The sequence below is a fragment of the Trinickia soli genome (assembly GCF_002879855.1).
Taxonomy (GTDB): domain Bacteria; phylum Pseudomonadota; class Gammaproteobacteria; order Burkholderiales; family Burkholderiaceae; genus Trinickia; species Trinickia soli.
In genome coordinates, this window is record NZ_PNYB01000100.1 from 1 (window position 1) to 390 (window position 390).

Annotated in this window: 3 tRNA genes; all 3 read right to left on the reverse strand. The window is 52.3% G+C overall.

The features are described 5' to 3' along the window. Positions 1-53: 53 nt before the first annotated feature. A tRNA-Ala gene (locus tag C0Z19_RS27820) sits at positions 54-126 on the reverse strand. An 8-nt stretch (positions 127-134) separates the two neighbouring features. Then, positions 135-211: transfer RNA gene (locus tag C0Z19_RS27825), tRNA-Pro, on the reverse strand. Positions 212-231: 20 nt separating this feature from the next. Further along, positions 232-308, reverse strand: a tRNA-Arg gene (locus tag C0Z19_RS27830). Between the last annotated feature and the right edge of the window lie 82 nt (positions 309-390).

Sequence of the window (390 nt, forward strand, 5' to 3'; positions counted from 1 at the left end):
CGCTCTGGCCAGCTGAGCTACACCGCCATGATATAAAATAATCTTTTAAAAAGTGGAGACTAGCTGCATCGAACCGCTGACCTCCTGCGTGCAAGGCAGGCGCTCTCCCAGCTGAGCTAAGGCCCCATAAAAGATGGTCGGGAAGACAGGATTCGAACCTGCGACCCCTTGGTCCCAAACCAAGTGCTCTACCAAGCTGAGCTACTTCCCGTTATTCAATTAATTTAAAAATGGCGCGCCCGATAGGAGTCGAACCCATAACCTCTTGATCCGTAGTCAAACGCTCTATCCAATTGAGCTACGGGCGCTAAAATGGTGCCGAGGACCGGAATCGAACCGGTACGGTGATCTCTCACCGCAGGATTTTCAGGCCTGTGCGTCTGCCAGTAC